Below are 1,597 nucleotides of genomic sequence, written 5' to 3' on the forward strand. Positions count from 1 at the left end.
TCATGAGATAAAGGCGATGGGCTGACTTCTGATAACGCCAAACTAGAGTATCTTACACTGCTTACTTGCAAGAATATTTTATAGATATCTTTAATGCATGGATAACCGGACAAAATATGAACATCCTTATTTTTTCTTGTTTTTAAATTTATACTTCTTTTTTAGAGACTGCGAAACTCGTGCTCAAAAGACCAGACAATCATGATACAAGGCTATGCGGATGTAGGAAAAACTACCCAGTTTAAAACCGTAGCACAAGCCCTTAACGATAATCGACCCGATGTGAATATCGTCGGCCTCGCACCCACCCATAAAGCCGTCAATGAATTACAGGCAGCCGGCATAAAATCCCAAACTATTGCCAGTTTCCTGATGGAAAAGCACCAGAGCAACCTCAAAACATCGTATAAAAATACCTTGTTTGTGATTGATGAAAGCTCGATGATTGGTAATAAAACCCTGGCAGAATTGCTGCTTAACATCACGGATAACGCAGGAAGAGTCGTCCTCTCAGGGGATGCAAAACAGCTAAAAGCCTTCGAGCGGGGCGCCCCTTTTGCCCTCGCCTGGCAACAAAGTGCCGCCGATAAAGTGATGATGGACGAAATCGTCAGACAGACACCCGAATTAAAACCCGCTATTGAAGCGATAATTGCCGGAAACACGCAAAAATCACTGGATATTTATTCAGCAGGTTTCCCCTGACCGAGTAGCAAGGAATAATGGCGCTTTTATTCCCGAAAGCGCAATCATGAAGGGCGATTCATCAGATAAACCACAAGAAAGCGACAATCAAATGAGAAAAAGGGTGATTGATGACTATGTGGGTAGAACGAAAGAAGCGCGTGATAACACGGTGATTATCACCCCGTTAAATGCCGATCGAAATCAGTTAAATGAAAACATTCATGCGGTGATGCAAAGTCAACAGATGCTCGGTAAATCAGCCCGTATTCCTGTTTTACAACGCATCAACCATCAGGAAGCGGATTTAAAAGATAGCCAGTTTTGGCAAAACCAGTTGGGGCACATCGCAAAAATCAATCAACATTATTTTGAAATAACAGGCGTTTCAAAAGAAGGTATTGTTAGTCTGGTAAATCGGGAAAATAATCAGGAGAAATACCTGTCACCGCTTGAAGTCAATCCTGCCGTCGTCGCACTTTTTGAAGACAAAACCATTGAGGTCTCAGAAGGTGAAAAAATCCGCCTCACCACAACCGATAAAGACCGCAATATTGCCAATAACGACAGGGGCATGATAAAGCGGATTGAGGACGATAAACTCTATATTGAGTTAAACGGCAAACTCGTCACGTATCAACCCACAAAAGAATATGCCGACAGACATCTGGATTACACCTACGCCATCACCAGCTATGCTTCACAAGGCGCGTCTTATCCGTATGTTATCGTCTATGAAGGCGCGAGTACCCTTACAGCAATGGATAATACCTATGTGGAATTATCTGTATTAGTCTTAACTTAATCTGACAATTCTGATTTAAAAAAGAAAGTTACCGGTTTTAATTAACATCATTAGATAATTAAATAAAAGGTAATTTTATGTATCAAACAAATAATCCTATCATCAAAC

At 41.1% G+C, this 1,597-nt stretch carries 2 protein-coding genes; both read left to right on the top strand.

Annotation, left to right across the window (positions count from 1 at the left end):
• Positions 1 to 168 precede the first annotated feature (168 nt).
• Complete coding sequence (locus CBG25_RS11635; RefSeq protein WP_366212775.1) at positions 169 to 705, top strand: AAA family ATPase; 537 nt, start codon at positions 169 to 171, stop codon at positions 703 to 705.
• Positions 653 to 1,489, top strand: a complete 837-nt coding sequence (locus tag CBG25_RS11640) for a hypothetical protein (RefSeq protein WP_290606783.1) — start codon at positions 653 to 655, stop codon at positions 1,487 to 1,489. Before CBG25_RS11635 ends, CBG25_RS11640 begins: the two co-directional genes overlap by 53 nt.
• Positions 1,490 to 1,597: the final 108 nt, after the last annotated feature.

Origin of the sequence: Arsenophonus sp. ENCA (assembly GCF_002287155.1) — a bacterium.
In the GTDB taxonomy this organism is placed as follows: Bacteria; Pseudomonadota; Gammaproteobacteria; order Enterobacterales; family Enterobacteriaceae; genus Arsenophonus; species Arsenophonus nilaparvatae.